Annotated in this window: 25 protein-coding genes; 15 read left to right on the forward strand and 10 right to left on the reverse strand. The window is 41.9% G+C overall.

Annotation, left to right across the window (positions count from 1 at the left end; all coding sequences use genetic code 11):
• The first annotated feature begins 684 nt into the window (after window positions 1–684).
• The 3 genes from FN961_RS16245 to FN961_RS16255 all read left to right on the forward strand — a co-directional run bounded on the left by FN961_RS16245 (window position 685) and on the right by FN961_RS16255 (window position 3,323).
• On the forward strand, window positions 685–1,251 hold the full coding sequence (locus tag FN961_RS16245) for a TetR/AcrR family transcriptional regulator (RefSeq protein ID WP_144041231.1): 567 nt from the start codon (window positions 685–687) through the stop codon (window positions 1,249–1,251).
• Window positions 1,252–1,291: 40 nt separating this feature from the next.
• A complete protein-coding gene (locus tag FN961_RS16250; RefSeq protein WP_144041232.1) occupies window positions 1,292–1,798 on the forward strand; it encodes a GNAT family N-acetyltransferase in 507 nt (168 codons plus the stop codon).
• 445 nt (window positions 1,799–2,243) lie between these two features.
• A complete protein-coding gene (locus tag FN961_RS16255) occupies window positions 2,244–3,323 on the forward strand; it encodes a DUF5694 domain-containing protein (RefSeq protein ID WP_144041233.1) in 1,080 nt (359 codons plus the stop codon).
• Between the two features lie 139 nt (window positions 3,324–3,462).
• On the opposite strand, the gene FN961_RS16260 is transcribed toward FN961_RS16255, so the two are convergent.
• From FN961_RS16260 to FN961_RS16270, 3 genes are all read right to left on the reverse strand, one after another.
• On the reverse strand, window positions 3,463–4,944 hold the full coding sequence (locus FN961_RS16260) for a hypothetical protein (protein WP_144041234.1): 1,482 nt from the start codon (window positions 4,942–4,944) through the stop codon (window positions 3,463–3,465).
• Between the two features lie 242 nt (window positions 4,945–5,186).
• Entirely contained in the window at window positions 5,187–6,992 is a 1,806-nt protein-coding gene (locus tag FN961_RS16265; protein WP_144041235.1) for a flotillin family protein, read from the reverse strand.
• Window positions 6,993–7,025: 33 nt separating this feature from the next.
• On the reverse strand, window positions 7,026–7,655 hold the full coding sequence (locus tag FN961_RS16270) for a YqiJ family protein (protein ID WP_144041236.1): 630 nt from the start codon (window positions 7,653–7,655) through the stop codon (window positions 7,026–7,028).
• A gap of 209 nt (window positions 7,656–7,864) precedes the next feature.
• Here FN961_RS16270 and FN961_RS16275 point away from each other — a divergent pair, with 209 nt between their 5' ends.
• The 4 genes from FN961_RS16275 to FN961_RS16290 are packed head-to-tail and all read left to right on the forward strand — an operon-like array spanning window position 7,865 to window position 10,719.
• Window positions 7,865–9,355, forward strand: coding sequence for a carboxypeptidase M32 (locus tag FN961_RS16275; RefSeq protein WP_144041237.1), 1,491 nt, complete (start codon window positions 7,865–7,867; stop codon window positions 9,353–9,355).
• Between the two features lie 40 nt (window positions 9,356–9,395).
• On the forward strand, window positions 9,396–9,875 hold the full coding sequence (locus FN961_RS16280; RefSeq protein WP_144041238.1) for a GNAT family N-acetyltransferase: 480 nt from the start codon (window positions 9,396–9,398) through the stop codon (window positions 9,873–9,875).
• A gap of 32 nt (window positions 9,876–9,907) precedes the next feature.
• Window positions 9,908–10,162: a DUF2960 domain-containing protein gene (locus FN961_RS16285; RefSeq protein WP_144041239.1), complete on the forward strand. Its 255-nt coding sequence runs from the start codon at window positions 9,908–9,910 to the stop codon at window positions 10,160–10,162.
• A gap of 47 nt (window positions 10,163–10,209) precedes the next feature.
• Entirely contained in the window at window positions 10,210–10,719 is a 510-nt protein-coding gene (locus FN961_RS16290; protein WP_144041324.1) for an RDD family protein, read from the forward strand.
• Window positions 10,720–10,847: 128 nt separating this feature from the next.
• Here FN961_RS16290 and lptG read toward each other — a convergent pair whose 3' ends face one another.
• Entirely contained in the window at window positions 10,848–11,906 is a 1,059-nt protein-coding gene (lptG, locus tag FN961_RS16295; RefSeq protein ID WP_144041240.1) for an LPS export ABC transporter permease LptG, read from the reverse strand.
• The gene (lptF, locus tag FN961_RS16300; protein ID WP_144041241.1) at window positions 11,903–13,015 is read right to left on the reverse strand and encodes an LPS export ABC transporter permease LptF; all 1,113 of its coding nucleotides are present in this window, start codon (window positions 13,013–13,015) and stop codon (window positions 11,903–11,905) included. Before lptF ends, lptG begins: the two co-directional genes overlap by 4 nt.
• 222 nt (window positions 13,016–13,237) lie before the next feature.
• Between lptF and pepA the strand changes: the two genes are divergently transcribed.
• Entirely contained in the window at window positions 13,238–14,746 is a 1,509-nt protein-coding gene (pepA, locus tag FN961_RS16305) for a leucyl aminopeptidase (protein ID WP_144041242.1), read from the forward strand.
• Between the two features lie 140 nt (window positions 14,747–14,886).
• Here pepA and paeA read toward each other — a convergent pair whose 3' ends face one another.
• Together paeA and FN961_RS16315 are read right to left on the reverse strand one after the other, a co-directional pair.
• Entirely contained in the window at window positions 14,887–16,218 is a 1,332-nt protein-coding gene (gene paeA / locus FN961_RS16310) for a polyamine export protein PaeA (RefSeq protein WP_144041243.1), read from the reverse strand.
• Window positions 16,219–16,494: 276 nt separating this feature from the next.
• Window positions 16,495–18,588, reverse strand: coding sequence for a winged helix-turn-helix domain-containing protein (locus tag FN961_RS16315; protein ID WP_144041244.1), 2,094 nt, complete (start codon window positions 18,586–18,588; stop codon window positions 16,495–16,497).
• Window positions 18,589–18,705: 117 nt separating this feature from the next.
• Between FN961_RS16315 and FN961_RS16320 the strand changes: the two genes are divergently transcribed.
• Together FN961_RS16320 and FN961_RS16325 are read left to right on the forward strand one after the other, a co-directional pair.
• The gene (locus FN961_RS16320) at window positions 18,706–19,605 is read left to right on the forward strand and encodes a CE1 family esterase (RefSeq protein WP_144041245.1); all 900 of its coding nucleotides are present in this window, start codon (window positions 18,706–18,708) and stop codon (window positions 19,603–19,605) included.
• Between the two features lie 75 nt (window positions 19,606–19,680).
• A complete protein-coding gene (locus FN961_RS16325) occupies window positions 19,681–20,490 on the forward strand; it encodes a hypothetical protein (protein ID WP_144041246.1) in 810 nt (269 codons plus the stop codon).
• 86 nt (window positions 20,491–20,576) lie between these two features.
• Here FN961_RS16325 and FN961_RS16330 read toward each other — a convergent pair whose 3' ends face one another.
• Window positions 20,577–21,110, reverse strand: coding sequence for an HdeD family acid-resistance protein (locus tag FN961_RS16330; RefSeq protein ID WP_185972818.1), 534 nt, complete (start codon window positions 21,108–21,110; stop codon window positions 20,577–20,579).
• A gap of 586 nt (window positions 21,111–21,696) precedes the next feature.
• Window positions 21,697–21,891 (reverse strand): cytochrome P460 family protein, encoded by a 195-nt coding sequence (locus tag FN961_RS16335; protein ID WP_144041325.1) that lies wholly within the window; start codon window positions 21,889–21,891, stop codon window positions 21,697–21,699.
• A gap of 255 nt (window positions 21,892–22,146) precedes the next feature.
• On the opposite strand from FN961_RS16335, the gene FN961_RS16340 reads away from it, so the two are divergent.
• The 4 genes from FN961_RS16340 (at window position 22,147) to FN961_RS16355 (ending at window position 23,677) form a co-directional block, all read left to right on the forward strand.
• Window positions 22,147–22,551 carry a hypothetical protein gene (locus tag FN961_RS16340; protein ID WP_144041248.1) on the forward strand — a complete coding sequence of 135 codons (405 nt, stop codon included), beginning with the start codon at window positions 22,147–22,149 and terminating at the stop codon, window positions 22,549–22,551.
• Window positions 22,552–22,627: 76 nt separating this feature from the next.
• Window positions 22,628–22,831 carry a hypothetical protein gene (locus FN961_RS16345; protein ID WP_144041249.1) on the forward strand — a complete coding sequence of 68 codons (204 nt, stop codon included), beginning with the start codon at window positions 22,628–22,630 and terminating at the stop codon, window positions 22,829–22,831.
• Between the two features lie 9 nt (window positions 22,832–22,840).
• Window positions 22,841–23,341 carry a superoxide dismutase, Ni gene (sodN, locus tag FN961_RS16350; RefSeq protein WP_144041250.1) on the forward strand — a complete coding sequence of 167 codons (501 nt, stop codon included), beginning with the start codon at window positions 22,841–22,843 and terminating at the stop codon, window positions 23,339–23,341.
• A gap of 45 nt (window positions 23,342–23,386) precedes the next feature.
• Window positions 23,387–23,677: a S24 family peptidase gene (locus FN961_RS16355; RefSeq protein ID WP_144041251.1), complete on the forward strand. Its 291-nt coding sequence runs from the start codon at window positions 23,387–23,389 to the stop codon at window positions 23,675–23,677.
• A gap of 273 nt (window positions 23,678–23,950) precedes the next feature.
• On the opposite strand, the gene FN961_RS16360 is transcribed toward FN961_RS16355, so the two are convergent.
• Window positions 23,951–24,313, reverse strand: coding sequence for a YgiW/YdeI family stress tolerance OB fold protein (locus FN961_RS16360; RefSeq protein ID WP_144041252.1), 363 nt, complete (start codon window positions 24,311–24,313; stop codon window positions 23,951–23,953).
• A gap of 634 nt (window positions 24,314–24,947) precedes the next feature.
• Here FN961_RS16360 and FN961_RS16365 point away from each other — a divergent pair.
• Window positions 24,948–25,418, forward strand: a complete 471-nt coding sequence (locus tag FN961_RS16365; RefSeq protein ID WP_144041253.1) for a DNA polymerase III subunit chi — start codon at window positions 24,948–24,950, stop codon at window positions 25,416–25,418.
• Window positions 25,419–25,424 lie beyond the last annotated feature (6 nt).

Here is a 25,424-nt window from a genome sequence, read left to right on the forward strand (position 1 = left end):
GAGCGTGCAGAGGGATTGGTGAAAACGCCGTAGTGAAAGTAATATGAATGGGCTAAACTCGATAATGCAAAACGACAAAGTCCCGCGGTAATTAACCCGTCAGTATCCCTCGGTAATCACATACTCGAAGAACCTAAATCGAAGAGATAAACAATCAGGTGTGAATGCGGCTGAGGGCGTTGGTGGCAAGGCCTTTCTATGACATCCATGTCACCACGGCATTTGTGAATCCATTCACATCAGATGCCACCGTCGAGCTTACAGGGATTGTACTTGCAGCGTCCCGCAGAAGTATTTACACATCGGCCTGCTGCAAGCAATAAACACCAATTTGGCAATGATATTAGTTCAATTGCCAAGTACCAATCCAGCCCAATGAAACCAATTCCGGAAAAGGTATTTGAAACTTGCTATCAGACAAATCACAAAGCTTTTGTCCAATTACCTGTTAACCCGAAGAACTTACCTTTGCCTAACTCCCGCCCTCGCAGCGCATCAATTAGCATATTTTTCATGATCTAACCTACTTAATCCCCATTAAGGTACCCATCAGTCAGTAGCGAGTAATGAATAAAAACTTGCAAACAAACACTATCAAATATATTCTTCGTTTACAAGAAACTGACCGATCGGTCAGTCAGTTTAAAAGCGATTGATAAACTCGCTTAGGTACGAATAAGTAACATGGACAAAAAAAAACAAATCATTGAATCCGCGATTGAGCTGTTTGCTACTACAGGCTACGAGAAAACTTCCATTGCAGCTATTTGTGAGCATTCACAGGTATCAAAGGGATTGGTTTTTCATCATTTTAAGAATAAAGAGGGATTACTAAGAGAAGTCTTTATGCGTATGGCTGAGATTATTAACGAGGTCGGCGACAATATTGTTGATGTTAATAAAGAGCTAGATCCTAAAGAGAAGTTGGTAAATCTTCTGGAGCAGATATTTTTATCGATGGCTTCTCCTGAACAGAGGTTGTACTACCAATTCGATTTTCAAGTTTTGTGTCAGCCTTCAGCACGGGCGATTTTGAAAGATTTATTCGACGAACGATATCAGTTAATGATGGTAACTTTTCAAGATATTTTATGCGATATACCCGCGGCTATGCCTTTTGTTGATAGCCAAATGTTAATCGCCGAAATAGATGGTATTGCCCTAAATTATTTGTTCGCTGACGATGACTATCCTCTAACAGAGCTCAAAGATCGATTCATCCAAAAACAGTTGTTATTACTAGGCCTTTAGCAAAAAAGTCCAATATGCACGATATAAAGAGTTAATTAAAATGAAAACACCTTACCAAATTCAATATGAATCTTTCTCTACCGCAGGCGGTATCTATGATGAGCGGCACGCAAAACTGTATGCTGAATTCGCAGACAACCTCATTGCAGATGGAAGCTTTTCTATCGTCTATGAAGGCGTGGCACATGCATGTTACACACCTATTACCGTAGATGCAGCACCACACTTAAAGTGCTACGTGTTAGCACCTTTAGCCGTGTTACCTGCTTATCAGAGAAAAGGATACGCTACGAGACTGATGGAGGAAGCAGAAAAGCAACTGGATGCTGACGTGATTTTTGTGATGGGCGAGACATATCATTATGGCAACCGTTACAATACTCCTCACAAGATTCAGCTTCCAGTGAAAACGTTAGCGCCACTAGAGAATTGGTTCGCTCGAGAGTTGACGCAAGGTGCACTAAACGGCGTGGGTACATCGACTTCAAATATAACCGGCCCTTACGCTGAACCATTAATATGGAAACATCCTAGCGAACAAGTGTAGAATTTAGCGGTGATGTAGCCCCACGAAAAAGGGGCTCTTAGTACAACCCCATCTAGCTACCAGATCATTATAGCGAGTCAAAATAGGTAATATCTGAGCATATAATTAACTCGCTTGGCATAGGAATAAGTGATTCTAATTTTACGAATCTAAATGCGTTTGATTTTTTAGCCATCTACTCTTTCAAATTCAGATCTGCATTCTTTTTAATTAAATACGTGCCTAATCCCAAAATATACAAATAGAAATTTTTTTCAGACAAGTAAGTTTTAAATCGAAAAAACAAATACTGCCCCCATAAGAAACACACTATCTATCTGTTTTAAATCAATAATGGTGTCATATCATTGTTAAACCATGTTATTTTTTATCGCTCTAAAATGGGTCGTCATTACGTGTATATATGGTGCTTGCCACTGAAATCTTAAATTAAGGGAGTAGTTTAATGTTTAGAGTATTTTTACTAAGTGTGTTTTTCTTCACTTCTAACCTTGTGAATGCTGGGCAGAATATTCATCAATTAAAACAGAAGGTTAAACATAAAACGGAAGTGATGGTTTTTGGCAGCATTCATCTTACTAATATTGGGAATAAACTAAATACAGATACACTTTTACCTATAATCAATCTACTTGAAGAGTATGAACCTACAGCCATTGCGGTAGAATCCTTAAGAGCAGAAGATATCATTACCATGTTAAATGGTTCAGAAGATTATCAAGAGGCTCTATCAGCCTATGTTGGAGATACGTTGCTCTCGTTAGCCAAAGTAGAGCAGCAAAACTTAGATATTTCTGCAATTGAAGCCATCAAAAAAATGAATCAACTGCTAGAAAACCCCGAGCTTAGTTTTGAGCAGATAATTGAAGTGATAAAAGTCGCCATTGCGGGATATAACCCAGATACTGCTGCACTTCATTGGAAGTATTTAGAAAAAAGTTCATCAACAAGTGCTTTGTCACACGAGTTACAAGAGTACCTCAACCAGCGAACATCGAGTAATAACGAGAGAATCACCATCGCGACAGCTTTGGCCGCAAAGTTAAATCTGAACCGCATTTATCCTATTGACGCTCACTTAGATAAAGATATCTATCAAGATATGGTTGAAAAGTTGATGCCGTCATATGAGAAATCTCAATATGTAAAAGATCTGCTTAACAGCGAATATATGACTAAGCCATACAAATTGAGCGACCAAGCGCTACTAACGGGTAATTGGCTGCCCCTTTTTCTTTGGCTAAATAGTGAAGAGTACAGTGCTGATGTCATTAATCTAGATTGGGTTCAATTTGTTGATAAAGATTTAGATCCAAAAGCTGGCTTAGCAAGAATCGCGTTATGGGAAATAAGAAACCTTAATATGGCCTCGAATATAATGAGAATAGTGGCTAAGCATACTGGCGAAAGAATAGTGATTGTTGTAGGTTCTACCCACAAGGTCTTTTTAGAGCAATATTTATCAAACATGATAGGTGTAAATCTTATTCAATTTTCAGAGTTTTCTTCTAAAGAAAGTGAGTAATAGCAATAATTCAGCTCTCGTCGATAATCATACCCTATAACTGTAAACTCAGGGATGGTAATCGGTAGCAGGGATGGATGAACCATCCCTGCTAATTTCACTAAGTTAATTTTTGTCCAATATTAGATTGATTAAAAGTTTAGTGATCGATGGCACTGTCAGGTAAAATCCACAGATAATCTGAACGACTTAATGTTTTAAGGCATGCCGTTTCTGGGGTGAGATACCCTAATAACTCAGGACAATCTGGATTCTGATAACTGGCGGTTCCCGCACCGTGATCTGCAGCGGTAGGCCAACCGGCTCGTACGTGACAATTTCGACAACTGGTCGCGACGGGATGACTTACCCCTTCGATGTAAGGATTAACCGCAATATCCATTTCCCCTTTGTCATTTGGTGGCACTGCATAAGAGTCCGTCATTAAATAATGCTGCCAAGGGCCTTGTGCATTAGGCAGCACTGGACGGTTTTTTCCATAAGGATTATTGGGCTGACTAATCTCTTCATCATCTGCCCACCACACACTTTGCAGCGTCCAACTTGGCAATTCTTTGGTATTGACATGCATAGCGACGGTGACTAAATAGTCCCCCACATTAAAGGGTTGGTTATTCGCCCAATAGCTAGAGGCGGTAATAATGGCTTTGTCCTTATCATTAAAGCTGGCCCAATCAGCTTCGGTGACTTGATGAAAATAGAAGTCGTTAAGGCCATAAACCGTGGCGCTCTTGCTCACCGTTGGCATCATCGCGGGTATATCTTTTGAAGTGATATTCCCTGATGGGCAATACCAACCTTTTTGATGCTGTCTTACGCCATACAAGAATTCCACATCCGCTTTTTGACCCACTTTTTTCCCAGAAGGATCAATGGCCACTAAGCTATCCCAAATCTCATAACCAGCGTAGTTTGGGTTGTTGGGCTTAATTTGGTTTTTCCAAACGGGTAACGCTGTTAATCCTTTTGCTTTCACTGGCCAATACATGTGCTTAGTGACAATGGAGCGCTGAGCAATATCAACGTCTTGTTTATCTTTGTACTTTTTATCTAGTGTGGATTGTAAATACAGCTTTTGATCACGGATGCTGGCATAAGCTTCTTTACTGAGTGATTCTGTGGCAATCATGATATCGCCATTATTTTGGAAGTTTTTACCATCACCAATGGTCGGTTGCCCATGTGAGTCCAATGATATTGTATTTGGATACATGAGCTGAACTTCATTAGGGACACAATAGATGGGTGTTTGCGTACTCACGCTAGGGGTATTACCAAGGTTATGACCCCGCAATGATTTAGCCACAAAAGGTTTGGCTGGCTTCAAGCTTGGATCCGTAGGAGATGCTGAAAACACTGAGGTAGTGTTTCCCCAGCTATACCATAATGGCCAACCAGTTATGTTATCTGGCTGCATGATACCCGCCCACATTTTCCATGCGTGATCGCGAATAACAGCATCATCACCCTCATCGGTGGCTTTTTGTAACTCACCTAATTTCTCCATATAGCCAAATCCAGGTGGAAACGGCACATACTCATGACTATCTGAAGATTCATCCGAACATGCAGCACAAAACACAACTGATACTAACGCAGCGATTGCAGTAACTCTCATCATTAGTTCCTTTAATTATTATTCTAATCCTGTATTCACGACTATATCCCAAGCTTATAGGGAGAGGTATTACACACCATTACATCAACTTAAAGAGCAATGAAAACCTAAACTTAGGCCGCTGATTTTTATATATCCTTAGCAATTATTGTTCAGTAAACGAAAAATGCTTCATTTTGGACACAAAAAAAGCGCCTAAGGCGCTTTTTAACTGAATTGAGTGAGTTCTATTTAACCAAAATCACTTAATTCAAATTTGGATTCTCCTTCTTCTCAAGCCCTTCTACGCCATCTAGTAAAGGTCCATTGCCATTAAGCTTAAGTTTGTCTGGGTCTAATAAGGATGTCGCGTCACCGGCAAATGAGTTGTTGCCCGTTAGCAGATCATTTAAACCGCCCTTCTCAGCATCCACTAAACCTAACTCACGCAGCATGGCATCAACTACCGGGGCATTGGCGCGATAGTTAAGCGCTGCAGTCGTGACCTGCTCAGCGATTCCACCTTGGCCTGATTGAGCATGAGCACCGCCTTGAGACGTCCCATTGCCAGCAGCACCGTAACCTTGCAGTATCTTAATCCCTTCTATGTTCTCAAGAGGCTTCACCGATTGCTTAATCACCTCAGGCAATGCCGCTATCGTGGCTAACGCACGGCGTAATTCAATCTGATCACGACTCAGCACATTCTCTGCTTCGTACAGGGCTTGTTTACCCTCAGCATCAACAGCAAAAACTTTCTCATCTGCTGCCGCTTGCAACATTTTCGCATCTGCCGCTGCTTTAGCTTCAATCAATATCGCACTGGATCTGTCTTCTGCGGCGCGTTTCTCAGCTTCTGCTTGAACCGTAATACCAACGGCTTCGCGCTCAGCTTCTTTACGGGCGTCAATCACTTCAATCTCTTTACTACGATTGGCGATAGCCACTTGGCGCGTGGTAACAACCGCTTCTTCTTTCTCTACTTTTAACTTCTCAGCCTCAGCCGCTTTAGCACGTGCAGCAGACTCCTCTTCAGACTTCTCTGCTACTGCAATCTGCTTATCCTGCTCTGCAACCTCAATGTCTCTTTGCTGCTGAATACGAGACTGTTCAATCGCCTTACGCTTCTCAATTTCACGGGTTTCAATATCTTTAGTTTTTTCGATCTGCGCGGTTTCAATTGCACGCTCTTTGGTAATTTCAGCTTCACGCTCTTCCCGTGTTTTTTGCTCCTGTTGCTTTAAAATTTCAGCTTTTTGCTCCGCACGTTTAAACTCTAACGCTTGCTGCTGAATAAGCTTGGCTTCCTGCTCAGCTTGCTCAATATCAAGTGACTCTTTTTCAGCCTCAAGATTACGCATCTCAATCTTAATACGGTTCTCTTGCTCAATATCGTTGGTCTCTTTACGCTTCTCTTCGATGATTTTAGCAAGGCGAGCACGACCTTCAGCATCAAAAGCATTGTTTTCATTGAAATATTGAAGGTCGGTTTGATCGAAACCTGTTAGTGATACCGATTCCAATTCTAAACCGTTTTTCTCGAGATCATTGGCCACGTTATTCTGTACTCTCTGCACAAAATCAGACCTTTGTTCGTGCATCTCAGTCATGGTCATCTCAGCTGCCACGGCGCGTAATACGTCGACAAACTTAGATTCCATCAACTTCTTCACTTCTTCCACCCGTGTGGTACGCGAACCCAAAGTCTGCGCCGCCATCGAGATCCCTTCGGCGCTAGGCGCCACTCTAAGATAAAAATCAGCCCTAACATCCACACGCATTCTGTCTTTAGTGATCAGTGCATCTTTTTGCATCTTCTCCACTTCAATGCGCAGCGTATTCATATTTACTGCAATTGTTTCATGCAGTACGGGCAACACAATTGCGCCACCATCTTTAACGATCTTCTCACCGCCAAAACCTGTTCTCACAAACGCAGTCTCTTTCGACGCTCGTTGGTATAGCTTGGCAAAAATCAGCCCGATCACGAGTATGCCCAACAAAACTGCACCAGCAATAATAAACACAAAGCTGCTACCCAATGTTGAGCCTATATCTTGAATTTGGTCCATTTTATTTCCCTTAAAATTTAACTATTTTTTGGCTTAAGAGTCGAACTTAGCAGCTGACCAAACAGTGCCTTCGCGTTTAAGCAGGACAACCTGAGTACCAGTTTGAAATTCGACTCCGACCGCTTCTGGCTCAACCAACACGTAGTGCCGCTGTTGATACTGGTCTCTCACTAAGGCCTCGCTTGGTTTTCCCTTAATGGCACAGCCTAAAGTCACTGTGCCCACACTGCCCAGTAGAGTATCAATAGACACGGCACTGCTCTCATTTTTTGGCAAGATTTTAGCTAGCGAAGCTCCCAAATACCGACAAGATATCGCTGTAAGCAACAGTGCAATCGGTAAACTGATGACTTGAGGAAGCATCTGTTCGGTTAACAACAAAGAGAGGAAGTTACTGGTGTATCCAGCGATTGAAAAACTCACTAATACAAGCACAAACCAGATGAGTAACGGCAGTCGATTGAGACACAACCAACCAGATACACCGGTAAAACCGCTTGTTGAAATATCATAATCGACATCAATGGGCGCCCAGTCATCCAGCGCGCCAATCAAGCTATAGCCAATGACTAAAGAGAGTGCTTCAAATACTCCTAATAGGAGAACAAATGAGAGTGAGATAGAAAAAGGTAAATTTGCTTGGGTGAATAAAAATTCAACCATAGTAGCCTCCATGTACAATACAACGTCCATTTTACTGTAAACAAAGAGAAAATATGAATTTCACCTTAATTTAAGCTTAAAACTATACCAAAACAGAAACAAATTTGAAACCTAATTTACCCACGTAAACCCTACTGTCTATTTGTATTTTGATCTTGGATTAAAAGTCAGTACCATAAGATATACACATGACTTAATTTAGAGTTGATATGACCCAGTCCAGCACTACTCATCATTACCAAAAGCTCACTCAACACTTTCAAAAAATCTCTCATTTTGAACACTTAAGCGCTCTAGGGGACTGGGACCAAGCCACCATGATGCCCAGTGGCGGCAGTGAGGCAAGAGGCGCTGCCATGGCGGAACTTGCTGGTCACATACATGAGCTCAAAACGGCTGATTTTTTAGAAGAAATACTTGGACTGGCTGCTGATGAGCAACTCAACACTGAACAAGTGGCCAACCTAAGAGAGATGCAATATCAGTACTTTCAAGCCAACATCGTGCCCGTATCACTTGTTCAATCTAAGACTCAACTGGCCTACCAATGTGAGCATGCGTGGCGTGTTCAACGTAAAAACAATGACTGGCAAGGCTTTAAGCCTAATCTAGAGGCGCTGATCACACTCGTCAAAGAGGAGGCGCAAATCCGCGCCCAAGCTCAAGGCCTTAGCCCCTATGACGCGTTATTAAATAAATTTGAACCCGGAATGACCACCGCACGATTAGAAACGGTATTTGGCAGTTTAAAAAGCTGGTTACCTGGATTAATAACTCAAGTACAGGCAGAGCAATCCAGTGAAAAACCTTTCTCTATTCCAAGCTTCTCCACCGCTAATCAAGAAGCGTTAGGCCGTGATGTGATGGGATTTCTGGGCTTTGACTTTAACCAAGGTCGTCTGGATATTAGTAGCCACCCTTTCTGTGGCGGTGTTCCCGGTGATATTCGTTTAACCACTCGTTATGACGAAGCTGATTTTACTCAAGGTTTAATGGGGATTGTCCATGAAACAGGCCATGCCAGATATGAGCAGGGATTGCCTAAACAGTGGCGGGGACAGCCTGTTGGCGGCCATCGTTCTATGGCGATTCACGAGAGTCAGAGCCTGTTTTGTGAGATGCAACTTGGTCGCGGCAATGGATTTTTAACTCAGATCCAACCTCTTATTGCAGAGCACTTGGGTTCAGTCCTCAATGCGGACGCCCTGACCAATATCTACACCCGAGTCAAACCCGGTTTAATTCGTGTAGACGCCGATGAGGTGACGTATCCTTGTCATGTCTTACTCCGATTTGAAGCGGAAAAAGGACTCATCGATGGCAGTTTACAGGTTGCCAATCTACCCGAGTTTTGGGCAGAGAACATGAAGAGCCTTCTCGGCGTAGATACAACAGGTGATTATCAAAATGGCTGTATGCAAGATATTCACTGGGCCGTAGGTGAGTTGGGGTATTTCCCAAGTTATACCTTAGGCGCCATGTACGCCGCACAATTTCGCTACGCTATCGAGAAAAGCTTAGGCTCAGTCGACACTTTAGTAGCACAAGGCAAGATACACGCTGTATTTGATTGGCTTGAGCATAATATCTGGTCAAAAGGCTGCTTGTTATCTACCGATGATCTCGTGAAGCAAGCCACAGGAGAAACCTTAAATCCTGAATATTTCAAACGTCATCTAGAGCAAAGGTACCTTAAATAACGTATTATATCGCCACTGTGAAGGACTATTGAGAGAAACAATGCAACTACGAGATATCGTACATGACGATTGGGAAACCATTCTTGATATCCAAGAGGAGTGTTATCCCCAAATAGTCCCAGAATCTCTGGGTGTACTGCAAAGTAAGTGGCGACTGTCACCTCAAACCTGTTTTGTCATTGAGCTAGATAACCAGCCAGTAGGCTACTGTTTAGCGCATCCTTGGCAACTAGGCACACCGCCAGCACTGGAGCAAGTAATTGAAGCTCACGCTAACCCAGACACCTTATACCTGCATGACATTGCTTTATCGGCAAAGGTTCAGGGAAAAGGAGCCGGTAAGTTGGCTTTCGACAGATTACTGCAGAGCGCGACAGATGCCTCACTGACCAGTATTTCGCTTGTGGCTGTACAAGGCGCTGATAGTTATTGGCGTAAACAGGGCTTTATCACTCGAAAAATAGATAAAAGTCTTGAAAGCTATACCTCTGATGCCTGCTATATGGTGTTAGACATTTAGATATATTAATAATCAATTAGTTAGAGAATATTATGGCTCGTAGAATTACGTATAAATACAAGAAGCAGGCAAGAGAGATTAATTTTGCTTATGACAAGTTCAACAATATTCATGAAGCAGTTGCTGCTGCTGAAGGGATAGATCTCACCAGCTACCATATGATGGAGCAGCAAGTGGTGACGTCATCAAAAGGTAAATCTGCCGCTCGTGACTTCAGAGATAAAGAGTTTGCTAAGATGGGATTTAGTGACATTTATTACATTAAAGACGATCCTAAAGAAAAATAAACCAACACCTTAATAACGGAAAGAGAATGTACATGAAAGAGAGTTCAATGCCCAATGTCGAGCATGCCAATTTTCCTCGCGCAGGATTCTTTCGTCGCTGCGGTGCCATCATCTATGACCTATTACTGGCGGTGGCCGTTTATATGATCGCTGGGGCCATTGGTTTTGGCGTTTTTACTGCACTCATCTCCTCTGGTGTTATCAATATGGGTAGCACTGAGCTTGTGTCAGACTTGCTTAATGAAACGCCGCTATACAAAGGGATATATCAGTTTTGGATCGCTCTTTGCGTAGGCTTGTTCTATATCGCTTTTTGGAGTTATGGCGGGCAAACATTAGGCATGAGAGCATGGAGACTTAAAGTGCAGCACCCTAATGGTCAAAGCTTGAGTTTTATCACCGCATCAGCAAGGTTGATCTGGTCACTGCTTGGCATAGGTAATCTATGGATCTTGATTAACGGCGACAAGCTCGCGTTACAAGATATGATGACTCGCTCAGAAATCGTCGTTCTCTCTAAAGAAGCAAATCAGATGCGAAACTGGCACGGGGTGTAAACAATTTAACCGCATTTAATTTAATGAAAAAGGGCATCGAGTTAACACATTAACTCGATGCCCTTTTATTCGATAACCTAATTCCTAACAGTATGAGTACCTGTTTATCAGGCACTCATCTCTGAAGATTATTTTCGAATAAAGTAGACGGCGACAACACCAAATATCAGCGCCGGCATCATGGCCCCTATGAATGCGGGTAGCCCATACACTAAGGTCAATGGGCCAAATATTTCACTACTAATATAGAAACTGAAACCGGCAATGACACCTAACAGCACACGGGCTCCCATAGTGACGGTTCTGAGTGGACCAAACACAAACGAAAGTGCCACTAACATCATCACTGCAACGGTAACCGGCTGCATAAACTTGCGCCATAACGCCAACTCGTAACGAGCTGAATCTTGATTATTCACTTTTAAATAATCTAAATAGCCCATCAAACCTTGTATCGACAAAGACTCAGGTTTAACCGACACCACGCTCAATTTGTCGGGTGTTAAGGTCGAATCCCAACGATATAGGGTCAAGTCGGTTAAGGTCACTTTCTCGTCGGTCAAATCAATTTGCCTGACATCAAGTAAACGCCAATGATCCTTTGAAAATATCCCCCGTTCCGCATGAATAGTACGGGTCAACGCGAGATCTGAATTAAACTCATACAAGGTGATATTGCGCAGATTACTAATGTCGACCACTTCACCTATATTGACAAATAGATCGCCATCTTTTGCCCAGATCCCTCGACTTGATTTGATCAGACTGCCACCGGATATCTTGGTCGCTTGCAATTCGTTAGCTCTTTGCTCTGCAGCTGGTGCCCCCCACTCCCCTAGTGCCATGATGATCAACATCAAAGGAATCGCTGTTTTCATCGCAGAAAGTGTAATTTGGAAGCGTGACAAGCCAGCGCTCTGCATCACCACTAACTCAGAGTTCGATGCCAACATTCCCATGCCGATTAACGCACCTAACAACACTGCCATAGGGAAAAACATCTCTATATCCCGTGGGATAAGAAACAGTACATAGATGCCAGCATCCATCATACTGTAGGTTCCGCGGCCCACTAGACGCAGTTGATCGACCCATTTAATGATGCCCGATAAACCCGTAAGAATAAGTAAACACAGCGCTGACGTACTCACCAAGGTACGCGCAATATAGAGATCTAAAATTCTCATGCTGCCACCTTCTTACGCTTAAATAAGCCGGTTAATTTAATGCCGGACGACCGCTCTTTTCCGAGTAATAGAATCCCGAGGAATAATGCCGATAGATGTATCCACCACATACCTAAGTAACCCGGAATAACACCGTCTTCTAACGCTTTTCTCCCGGCGATCATCAAACCAAAGTAACCAAGGTAAAGTAAAATAGCTGGGAACATCTTGGCAAACTTCCCCTGACGAACATTGACTCGAGCCATAGGGACGGCAATTAAGGTCAACATGATAATAGAAATTGGAATAGCTAAGCGCCAATGGAACTCAGCCTTACTCTCGGGGCTGTCTAGCGCCATCAACTCTTTAATTGGTAGTGCAGAAAGCTTACGACGACGCTCGTTCACCTCCTGATCCTTAATTTGCATCTGGTAACCACCAAACTCGATCACCTGAAAATCAACTTGCTTAGGGGTCGCTTGGTACTGCCTTCCATCATGAAGCTGTAAGCGCTGCCCACCGGTTTCATCTTCGACAACTTTACCTCCCTGAGCGAGGACAATATTGCTCTGTCCAAACTCAGCATCAGGATCCGGTAACTGGGCAACAAAGACTTTATCCAGTTGATTATCTCGGCCAATGCGTTCGACAAAAAGAACCGCTCTACCATTGGGACTGGTCTGAAAACGGCCTTGAGTAATGGCAGCTAAACCAGCTTCAGATTGAGCATGTTCCAATACCTGATTTTGTCTCTCTTCAGCCCAAGGGGTAACATAAACTGATAAGGCCCCTGTGATAACCATATTGAGTATGGCTAGCAATAGCGTCACCCGAGTGATGTACCACTCACTGACCCCTACACTGTGCAAAACCACCATTTCACTGTCAGCATACATACGACCGTGAGCCATTAGAATGCCGAGAAAAAGACTTAAAGGGAGTACTAAAACAGCAAGATAGGGTAAATTGAGTCCTAATAATGTCATCACGAGTGAAGCTGGAAACTCACCGTCTGACGCATTAGCAAGTACGCGAACAAAGTGTTGGCTAATAAAAATAGCTAATAACACGAAAAGTACTGCAATTTGTGCCTTAAAAACTTCTCGAATCAGGTATCTAAATACAATCACAGGCAGGATCCAGTCTCTAAACTTATAATTATGCTGGTGTCAGTCACACTTTCATGTAGACTGTCTACTTTTGGTAGTTTTGTGACCAGCTATGAACTAAAAATGGCAGGGAAACACCTAAAAATCAAACTATTGGTGTACCAATTTCAGGCCCACTTTTGGGCACAAGCAGACATTATCTAATAAATAATAATATTTGTCTTTAAGAATCTAGGAGAGCTCATGGAGTTTAGCGTTAAGAGCGGCAGTCCAGAGAAGCAACGCTCGGCTTGTATCGTAGTAGGAGTATATGAACCCAGACGACTATCAGGTATAGCAGAACTGCTTGATAAAATCAGCGAAGGCTACATTAGCAACTTGCTTCGTCGCGGTGATTTAGAAGGAAAGCCTGGTCAGATGCTACTTTTGCATCATGTGCCAAACGTCCTCAGTGAGCGAGTATTACTGGTAGGTTGTGGTAAAGAGCGTGAGTTAGACGAACGCCAATACAAGCAAATCATCACTAAAACGATTAAGACACTCAATGAAACTGGCTCTATGGAAGCTGTTTGCTTTCTAACAGAACTGCATGTCAAAGGTCGCGATACTTATTGGAAAGTACGTGAAGCCGTTGAGACAACGCAAAACAGTCTATACAGTTTTGATGCTCTGAAAACCAGCAAAGACGAAACTCGTCGCCCATTGCGCAAAATGGTTTTCAACGTACCAACTCGCCGTGAATTAACCGTTGGTGATCGCGCCATTGAGCATGGTATGGCTGTATCTGCCGGTGTTCAGCTGTGTCGCGATGTGGCGAATATGCCGCCAAACATCTGTAATCCAGCCTACCTCGCCTCACAAGCACGTCAAATTGGCGAAGTATGTGAAGAACTGACGGTCACGACCGTGGGTGAAGAGCAGATGGCTAAACTGGGTATGAACTCATACTTAGCCGTAGGCCGTGGCAGTGATAACGAATCTATCATGACCATCATGGAGTACAAGGGCGCTGTCGACAGCACAGAGAAGCCTATTGTACTTGTCGGTAAAGGTCTGACGTTTGACTCTGGTGGTATTTCACTTAAACCCGGCGAAGGCATGGATGAGATGAAATACGACATGGGTGGCGCAGCCGGTGTTATTGGTGCAATGAAAGCACTGTGTGAAATGAAGCTGCCTATCAATGTTATTGGTATTCTTGCGGGCTGTGAAAACATGCCATCAAGCAATGCTTACCGCCCAGGTGATATTCTCACGACTATGTCAGGCCAAACTGTTGAAGTGTTAAACACAGATGCAGAAGGTCGCTTGGTATTGTGTGATGTTTTGACCTACGTTGAGCGTTACGATCCTGAATTAGTGGTTGATACAGCCACTCTGACAGGCGCTTGCGTCATTGCATTGGGTAAGCACGCATCAGGTCTATTCTCAGGTCATAACCCACTTGCACATGAGCTATTAAATGCTGGTGAGCAAAGTGGTGATCGCGCATGGCGCATGCCATTATGGGATGAGTATCAGGAGCATTTAGAGAGCCCATTTGCTGACATGACTAACTTAGGTGGTCGTGCAGCGGGTTCTATTACTGCCGCTTGTTTCCTTTCTCGCTTTACCAAGAAGTACAACTGGGCGCACTTAGATGTGGCTGGTACAGCTTGGAACAGTGGTGCAAATAAAGGTTCTACTGGTCGTCCAGTACCTTTGCTGACCCAGTTCCTAATCAATAGAGCTGGTGTCGTTCAAGGCGATTAAGCATAAGAAAAACGGTGACATAAAGTAAATTTATAACCATCCATGGTAAATTTACATAAGTGTTCCAGACACAAAAAGGTGAAGTATGACTGCTTCACCTTTTTTATTTATCTTGGTTTTACTTTGGTTATGCCTCTCGACTACGCGAGAGCGTCGGCCATTAGCTTCATCTCAGCCACTTCAACACCATCAAGTCGAGTCACGAGCAGCTGATCCACCTTGTAAGCATCGACGTCAACCACTTCAAATTTGAAACCAGCAAAATTGACAGAGTCGGTACACTTTGGAATTTTTCTCAGTTTAAACATCATAAAACCAGCGATGGTTTCATAATTATGGTTCTGCGGAAACTCATCAATGTCGAGCGCGCGCATCACATCAGTTATCGGTGTAACACCATCCATTAACCATGAATTGTTATCACGAGCGATGATCTGCTCCTCATTTTCTGGCAGAGACCAAGCGCCCATCACTGCATCTTGCAGATCTTTCGCGGTAACAATCCCCACGACCAGAGAATACTCATTAATCACCGCTGCAAAATCGGCTCGGCTATTTTTAAAATATTCCATCGATTCAGACAAGCTCAGGGTATCAGGGATGATAAAGCAGCTCTCAACCAGCTCATTGTTTCTAAGGCTGATGTTCTGACCGTTTAACACACATATAAGCAGCTTCTTTGCATTTACAATGCCTTTAACTATATCGAGTTGTCCATCACAGACTAAGAAGTTTGAATGAGGATCCTCTGTAATTTTACGTTTAATCTCCTCCTCACTGTCTTGTAGCAGAAAATAGGACAAACTTTCCCGTGCCGTCATCGCTGCTGTAACGGGAATGGTTTGCATCTCAAACACTTTCTCCATCATCAACTGCTCATCTTTATCTAAGACACCTGCTTCAGCTCCAGCGTCCATCACCGCGTAGATATCATCTGATGTCACAGCATCATTACGTAAAGTCTGGATCTGCAACAAACGGAATAATTGATTGGCTAAACTATTAAAAAACCAAACTAGTGGTTTAAAAATAGTGATACTCACCATCAAGGGACTAACTAAGACTAATGCGACCTTTTCAGGAATGGCCATCGCCACCCTTTTAGGCATAAGATCGGCAATCAAGATAAATAAACTTGTCACTAAGGCAAAGGACAGAAAGAAGCTTAGCTTTCCTAACCAAGGCTCACTCACCCATGGCGTGAGGAATGCTTGAATATAGGGGGTAAAGGCTGACTCGCCGACGATACCGCCCATAATAGCAACGGCATTTAGACCAATCTGGACGACGGTAAAAAAGTTACCAGGGTTAGCTTGCAGATGCAGTACTTTTTCAGCTCGACGATCACCCTCACTCGCCATTTGCCTAAGGCGGATTTTTCGTGATGCCGCCAAGGCAATTTCCGACATAGAGAAAAAACAACTTGTCCCGATCAAGAACAAGATAATCATAGCGTTATCAAAGAAACTCATTTAGCACCTATACGAAACAGATATATCAGGAGAAGAACTCTATCGACTCACAGTGTAACACTTAAAGTTAAAATACTTAATTTACAGCAACTTAACTAAAACCACCGTTTAATTGAAAATTATGAGATGCGGAGTATATCTGCTTATTATTTAACTCACCACATAATAAATGACCAAGGTTCGTTATTTTAGAAGTAGATCCTAAAATGGCTATCTGATCAGAAGCAGAAATAAGCCATCGCCAGAAGAAGGGAGTGTGAAACGCTACGGGAATGATTAACTAGGCGGTAGATTTAATTGCCAAATATTACTGCTGCTGCGCTCAGTAACATCACAAGCAAAAAATTCACCTAAATATGCCATTTTACAACTCAGAGGAGCTCGCCCCTTAAAGCGATGAATCAGGGTTGTATTACCGGACTCAAGGGCAAGTTCTTTGTATTCTGTGCCTAATAGGTAATAAAGTCTGTTGTTACTCAATTGCCAGTGTCTCCAGCCTGCAATAGGGAAGTTAGGGATTAACACAGATTCTTTGCCCGTGATTGAATCCAACTGATAGAGACCTGCTTGATTAAATTTGGTAAACAAGACCTTGTCATCATCGCCTTGAACACTATATCCCCCCTGGGTTGTTATTTGTTTAGTCACGCCATCAGTGAGAGATAATTGCCATATGTTCCATTGCCCATTTACTTCAGCACTAAAAAGCACTGACTCTTTTGCGAAAGCAACATGGTGAACTTGAGTAAACTCCTCTGCAAGTCGTGACCACTTCCCGTCAGCCAGTGAATACAAATATAAGCCATTATTAATACTCGCCACCAGCGATTCATCTTTAGGAGACCATGCCATAGCTGAAACATGATCAATGGGTTCTATAAATTCACTACTAAAATCAGCGCCATTTTCCGGCTTGATATATATTATTTTCTCTCCACTCCTATCCGAAATAAATGCAAATATATTCGAACGATGACCTAATACGATCCCATAACTGACTCCACTGCTTGCTGTTAGTGAAGAGAGTTCATCCTTATCTCTATAAAATGCAAAGATATTAATCGTTACTTGGCCTCGTTCAGTCAATACTGACTCTGGATCAAATCCTTGAGATAAGCGGCCAAACTGATCACTACTCTCTAATGCAACAATTGATTTACTGTCGAGATTAAACTCATACAACCCATCGTTATTTGCACCTAAAATCAATGTATCAGAACGCCAATAAAGCCCGGATACACGATCAAGGAAGCTATATTTAGCGATAACCTGATTATCACTTAAATCAATCAATTTCAACTGGTCGACATCATCACTGCGGTACTCTATGACTGCCAGAGTTTGACTATCAGGAGAGAGAGAGAAGATATAATCTCCAAGGTTATTGCCCTTTTGTTCAGGCAGCGTAATTTGCTTCCTAGCACCACTATCAAGCTGAAATGAATAGAGTGCATATGGCTCAGAAATAGTTGGTCTTGAACGATAAATCAAACGTCGATACTTCTCATCAAATACCAGTGGGGTCACCACCCTTTGACCACAACTCAACAAGATGGTGATCTCCTTATCATCAGGATCTATTCTGATAATTTCACAACTCCTCTGCTGTAAATTATCTAGTCTAGACGCATATAGATAACCATCTGGGCCATACAGTACATCCGTATAGTAGAACTCATCATGGGATATTTGCTGAGGTAATTCACTCCCTGTCTGCATATAGATTTGTGCATTAGCATCCTTATCTGCTTTATAGAGAAAAACTAACTTACTGCTCTTTGCTTGATAAAATGAATTAAAAGCACTGCCCATTAAGGAGGTCACAGGTTGACGACTCAATACGCCTTCAGGCTTATTTGTTGGAGGGAACAATAGGTATATGGTTGCAATAGCAGCTAACAATAAGGCTAGCCAAAATAATCGAGAACGAAAAATGAGTAGATATTGTCCGTCTCTCTCATTCATTAAACTAGCATTGGTTAACGATTCACTCTCCTGAGGAATTGATGTGGTATTTTGCTTACTTAGATCAATTGTATTATCAGCTGAAAATTGATCATCTATTTGAACAGGAGTAACGGTTAATTGATAACCCACTTTACTCACGGTTTTTATCCAACAAGGCGTTGAGGGCTTATCTTCCACCAATTTTCTGAGTTCACCAACGGCTCGATTAATCGCCGCATCACTCACAATTCTTCCCCCCCAGACCTGTTCAACTAATTCAGCTCGCGATATTGCTTCTTGTGGGTGCTGACAAAGGTAAACCAGAAGCTCAAATACTCTGGGTTCACACTCGACTGGTAAACCATGCTTAGTTAACTTTACCTGAGCGGTATCTATTTCCACATCACCAAAAACAAAGCGCATTTATATCCTCATGATTTTATTGATAATTAGCATTCCATTATCAAACCATTCTCACCTCTTTATTGTTCTTGATCAAGCACCTGACAAACTGAACAAACAAAAACTTGAGGTAATATTATGAAATACAGATTAGCACGTGACCTAACACTGTCTATTACAATAATCACAGCAACCCTACTCAGCGGATGTGGTGGGAGTGGTGGGGACGGTGGAGGTACAACACCCGCTCCGGTTACGCCGCCAACGGCGAAATGCGCTGGTGCAACCTTAGATAGCGGTGCCAGCTGCGTCACCTTAGACAGCCGTGATGCAATTGTCTACAAACCTGCAGGAGAAATAAAAGGTATTGCTCTTTTCCTTCACGGTGCACCAGGAACCCCAAAAAAAGTCAGCAGCATTTTTAATGCAAAATCCATTACTGCCGATAAGCAATTGCTATCGGTATCACCGCAAGGTAGTAATAATTTTTGGGGTTGGGAGAGTCTTAATGACGGTGAAAGTACATCGGTAAAGGATGTCAAATTTATTGAAAAACTTTTCACACAACTCAGAGCAGACAATAATATCAGCAACGATAAAGTGTATGTATTTGGTTACTCTGCAGGTGGGTTTATGGCTTATAAGTTAGCTTGTCATATCCCAGAACAAATAACGGCTATCGTCTCCCTTGCAGGACAGTTCCGTGGTGACTTTACTCACTGCTCTACATCAACACCAGTTACCTTGCACCATTTTCACAGCCCCGCAGATACTGACGTACCAATGAGTGGAAGGAGGACTGGCAATATTGAATCAGTTGCAAATACCCTCACCCATTGGCGTGATATCAACGGTTGTGATGAAGCATCAAACACAGTGAATAACTCTGGGGTCATAAGTACTAGTACTGGTACAGAGACTCAAACCTGGCAAAACTGCAACCGGGATATTAGCTTCTCTGAGATGGATAGTGTTTCTCACGAAGCATCATATGATGATGCAATTTTAAGACAGATATATTCACCAATATTTAACTAACCCAATTTAATGTAGAGCCATTATAAAATACCAAACTAAAGCACTATACAAGTAGTGCAGTTCCAAGGAATAAATATGCGAATCAGTATCCTAGTGACTTTACTATTATCTTGTTTGTCTGCATGTAGCCAAGACAATACTAGTACAAATAGAACCGAACGCCCTCCTACGGATTTACCTAAACCAGATACCAACTTGCCCATTCCTGATAACCGCAACTCCACTAATTACCAGGTATTGCTGTTTGGAAACAGCCATACAACTAGACAAGCTGGTTTGATCAAAACCTTAATCTCGGCTGGAGATCCTGATCTAGCGGTAGAAGTTGTGAATGCTGGTGGTGGATTTCTAGATGATAACCTTAATTCCACTCGTCAAGTTACTAAACTCGAAGAAGGAAGCTGGACTCACATCATTTTACAGGGACAAAAATATTCACAATCAGGGTCCAAAATCTACCCAACTTCAGCAGCACAAAATTGGATAATCAAAACCAAAAAGAAAGGAGCAACCCCTATATTATTTCCTGAACACCCACAAAAAGGAAATGCAGGGGAGGGAATGAGAGTTCACCTTATACACAAAAGGATTGCTCGATTACAAATGAGCTGTGTTGCACCAGTAGGATTAACCTGGGATAAAGTCTTAAACACATCCCCCCCACTGACCCTTCATCATAGTGACGGTAATCACGCATCATTAACAGGTAGCTTACTTACCGCTCTGGTTTTTTATGAGGTGATCACTGGCAGCTCAGCAGATCTGCTTCCTTATATCCCTAAGATAGATGTCGATGAGGACACACAACAGTTACTAGGTCAAATGGCATCAGAAACCATTCAGGCTAACCAGCCGTGTAAATATGAAGAGGGGAGCAGGAATTAGCTCTTACTAGAAACTAAACAAACTCAAGAAATTGGTGGCCTAAATGGCCACCATAATTTTACAACAATGAGTTGTTTAGTGAGATTCTATTCTGCGTATGCTCGTCCTAGCATCAACATTGCAAAACCTGACATCATTAAACGCACCCCCAGTAACAGACCAATTGCCCATGCACCAGATATAGGCCAGTCACTCGCAATGATGATACCAAGCGCTATCGTTATAAATCCGTTAATGAGCATCCAACCCCAACCATTCGCTGGTTTCATCGCCAATGATGTCGTAATAGTAAATATCCCATCGATTAAAAAATAACTGATTAATAATAGTGTTATCGACGCGAGTCCGAACATTGGAAATAAAACTAGGCCGACACCACAAATGACGGTCAAACCGCCAAATAAAAACTGCCCTGCACCTCTTCCAAACGATTCAGCTTTAAACGCAAACATTGTCTTGGTGATCCCTGCAATGATTAACAAAGACGCAATCAAAGCATTTATCCCCAACCCTGCAAAATAAGGAGCGGCAATAGCTACCATGCCTAATAGAACAACTAAAATTCCATAACCCATGCTCCAACGTGACACAATTTTTTTGGTATCAGATATCGAATTCATATCAGCTTTCCTTAAGTGATTTTCAGTAATGAAGCACCTAAATAAAGTTTTCCGATATGAATGCCGAGTTTGTTGCATGTAGGCAAGTTTGCCAAAAGTCCATGCTTTAAGCTCTACTTAAATATCGATAATTAGGTGTGTATTCTTGGGAAGCGTCCTATCTGTATTAGCGAAAACCGCACAGAACCTGCAGTAAACTCAGCGTGAATAGGTCGGATCGGAAAGAAACAATAGCATAAACACCCACTAGAAATAAGAAGCTTGTCACAAAAAACCACTAAAGTACCACTTACCTGGCTATACATAAAAAGTTAAGTAATAGCCTTGTTAGGTTCATGTAATCTCCATATCTAGAGACTCACTCAAGCCCATACTAATCAATATAAAAACATGACTTACTTCCCATTGTTTTAACTGAAAAATTAATTCATCAACCCTCTATCCATTGAGATCAGATCTTGTGTCGCGGCACTTATTTCTGGATTCCATAGATAGAGTTGTTAGATCATGGCCAGATACAAATACCAAGGAACGACTAATATCATTAGCGCTAAAACACCAAATATTCGCGATGTACAGCTTCTTTTTATTGATTTAAAGCGGGGTAAGCGTCCGTGTAGATCCAATCAGTGTTTTTAGCAGGAACATGGCATGCCAAACAGTCTGTTTTGTAATTTTTAGCCTGATTTTGCTCGAGATTATCAGGCTTAAATAGCGCCCAACTCCAACCTTCTCCCCAAATAGGATTATCAGCGAAACGATTTTGGCTATCCTTCACCATCACAAACCACTGCTACACTCACCCTTCGCGGAGTGAACACAGTCGTTAACCCTTTTATGATGGTTAAACTGTAGCCCTAAATGCAAAAGTTTAATCATCATGTTTTACTCTCTCCCATGTATGTTCAAAGCACCCAGCACCCGTTAACAAATGTAAATATTGCCTAAAAGTCCTCTTATCTACTTTACAAACACCTTAAAATCACAAATGATATCAATTCTCATTTGCATTTAAACTAATGTAGGGATATTGATTATGGAAACCTGGCGCCAACTGATCAGCAAAGCAAACCAATCATTTAAAGCTGGTGACTGGCAGGATGCTGAAAAACGATATCTCACCGCAATTACAAGAGTCGAACATCTCTATAAAGATTACGCGGACAATGAGCAAGTATTAATGGCATGGTTGGCCAGTTACCATAATCTATCAGAGCTCTACGGCAGACTTGGCAGAGTCGATGCACAGCTATCCCATATCATGGTTCCCTACCATCAGTTAAAAAACAGGCTCATAATCCAAGCCGATCATGAGCCAATCTACGCAGCAATACTTCATGGTCTAAGCCTGAGCTGTAAAGAACTATACCTATATCAAAAGCAACAACTTGAAAACAGTGAAGGCGTAAATCTCAAGTACATGCATCAGGTGCTCCACTGATGTTTGTTTGATACCAGCATAAACCCAGAGTTTGATTCACCTCCATGCCCACCAGCACTATTTAAGGCACCACTTTATGAAAAATAGAATTACCACAGGCCAGATCATACTATTGCTAACAGCAATTATTTCACCGTTTGCGAGCGCTCATCCGGGTCATGATCATCAACATTGGTCATCATCATTGATACACCTGTTTTGGATTTTACCTGCGTTGATTGCCGCAGGGGTTGCCATACACCTTTACCGTCGTAAGCCTAAAACAAAGTCTGAACAATAAGGAGCGAGCATGCTTTATTCACTGTTAAATATTCGAGATAAAAAACAAGCATTCTCACTAGTATCAGCTCACTGTGATATTCCATGCAAGATCTATGATCCCATCACGGCTCAACTTGCCGTACTGACCATGATCCGCATGGTTGATTTGCTTGAAGAGCTCGCAGCAAAGTCAGCTCCAAGCCCAAATGATCACGCGCAGTTCTCACGGCTTGTTGCAGAGAAAGAAATTCATGGTCGAAAAGTCAAAGATGAGGTCAATGTGATATGGGGGGATTATATTAAACAACCCCAACTGGATCAGTTTCCCGAGCTTCATGAACTGACCCACAGCATCATGCTAAATGCATCACAAGCAAAACAGCATATCAATCGCGATGCTTGCTTAAGTCTGCTAGAAAAAGTAAATCGATTTGCTGATATATTTTGGCAAACCAAAGGGCTAGAAACTTATCAGGCGGCCTGCCCTTATCCGCCATCAGAGACCTTAGTTTACCCAAAGCTCACATAACCGGTTTAATCACCTGTTAGCCCTATAATGATGTCAGGAGTACCTATGTTTGGAGTCAATATTTACCGCGTGTCAGGAGTCAGTATGCAACCTCGCATCCCTGCGGGAAGTTTTGTCCTTTGCATGGGAGCCCTTCGTACCAAATTAAAACCCGGTGCCATCTATCTGTTTGAACATCCGCGGTTTGGCCAGCTAATTAAGACCCTATCTAACATAGACAATGCTGGCAACCTCTGGTTTAAAGGAGAAAATGGTAACAGTGTGTCAACCCAAGAGATGGGGCCGATTAGGCAAAAAAGAGTCATAGGTAAGGTCACTTGGGTGATATCGGCTTAACCTACTTCTTCGATGAGGATGTCATTGAATGCTGTAGCAATGCGAGAAGCTCAACGACATGAAATATGTCATAACCAATTCTCGTCTAAAAATGGAATATAAATGTTTAAAATTATTGGAAAAATAATTTATAGGATAAGATTCACTGCCATTATTATAAATAACAATAGGGTACAATAGGGTACAATAAAATATTAATGAATATAAAAAGTTCTCAATTAAAAAGCCAGAAGTAAACTCTAGCTTTTTAATTAAACAAACGTAAGTACTACATTACTTTGCTAATTTAACAGAGTTAACGTCAATCGTTGTATATGACCAATCACTATCAACCTCACCCTCAATAACTAGTTTTGTTTCAGGCGTTGCTTCAATACCGTGCCAATCACGATGATCGATCTCAATAATCACCACACCTGTCGAATCTTTGAATTGATACTCTTCATCGCCCAATGCAGCAACAATATAGCCAGTTAGGGTCACTGGTGTATCATCCTTTGCCTCTAAAGCCACCTCAACAGTAGTAACGGTAACAGTACTAGGCCCTGTAAACCCACCTTTTTGAGGGGTGATTTGAGCAGCGAATACACTTGATGATGCCAAAACTAATGCACTTACTAATACTATTTTTTTCATGTGACCAATTCCTTTGTTAATGACGATGTAATACTTAATGATTAATAAAAATATATAATAAACAATAAACAATAAACAATAAACAATAAACAATAAACAATAAACAATAAACAATAAACAATAAACAATAAACAATAAACAATAAACAATAAACAATAAACAATAAACAATAAACAATAAACAGCATTCAATATGAATTGCGACAAATTCAAATTTTCAAGCTACATAACACAGATTATTTAATAACAATTTACTAACTTAACACTAAGTTTAGAACGACTCTATATTTGACAGCTAAATTTACTATGCCATCTCAAACATTATCGTTATATATTAACCAGATTAATAAAGACTATACGCCTAATATTATAATTAGTAACCAGCCCTACCCTATGGATTAATTTTTGTCTTAATTTGCAATAAGATACCATAATGGATAGAGCGTGAAGGAAGCGTGAAATAGCCATCGAATGAAGACTTATACATTTTTAGATGTAGCTTCTAGCTCGTTTGGCGTTGGTTGATTTATGATTCTTGCTATCCGACAAGTAGACTTACTTATTGGGCTGCTTTTAGTGTAAAATCCCCTCTTTCGTCAGTAATAATGCCAACTTGGTCAATATAGAGCTAAATAATGTCAAATGCCCTGTTTTATGTGATGCCGCCTGAGGCCAATAGCCCAGCAGAAGCCAGTGCACAAGTACACAGATTAGCCTGTGAATTGGCACAAAATGCTTTTGTTAATCAGCAACTGGTTTACATCCATACCCAAGATAGAGAGCAAGCCTACGGTGTTGACGAACTTTTATGGCAATTTGAGCCAACCGCTTTTGTGCCCCATAACCTTAAAGGGGAAGGGCCAACGACCGGTGCTCCAGTAGAAATAGGCTTTGATACGTTAGGGCCTAATAAAAATCGCCATCTTCTGATTAATCTTGCAGACCAAGTGCCCTCATTTGCGGTAAACTTTGGTCAAATTATCGATTTCGTTGCCAATGATGCAGGACTTAAAGCGATCGCCCGCGAACGCTACCGTCAGTATCAAAGCTTGGGTGTGGTTTTACAGACCCAAGATAGAAGCAAAACAACCACTAATTTAGTTTGAGAAGTG

Source organism: Shewanella hanedai, from assembly GCF_007197645.1.
In the GTDB taxonomy this organism is placed as follows: Bacteria; Pseudomonadota; Gammaproteobacteria; order Enterobacterales; family Shewanellaceae; genus Shewanella; species Shewanella hanedai.